Here is a 223-nt window from a genome sequence, read left to right as displayed (position 1 = left end):
ACCGTCCGGTACGAGCGCAAGGGCGAACACTTCCTCGCCTTCCTCGGCCTCGCAGCTGCCCTGACCTGCTACAAACGGCTGACCGCAGTCACCACATGAGACATCCTCTTACTGAGGTTTTCTCAGCCCCTTTCGTGCCATGCATTGTTGAGGACGAGGGCGGCCTGGGCGATGGCTCCGATCCGGCTGGGGCTGACCGTCACATGCTGCAGCGCGCGCCAGC

1 pseudogene is annotated in these 223 nt (G+C 63.7%); it reads left to right on the top strand.

Going from position 1 to position 223, the window contains the following annotated elements:
* Positions 1-99 (top strand): annotated as a pseudogene (locus AC2CJA_RS27510) (IS5/IS1182 family transposase); the annotation flags it as partial.
* Between the last annotated feature and the right edge of the window lie 124 nt (positions 100-223).

Source organism: Streptomyces sp. ATLC9, assembly GCF_057196705.1.
The sequence above is the reverse complement of the archived record's forward strand: the minus strand, read 5'-3'. Positions and strand labels throughout refer to the sequence as shown.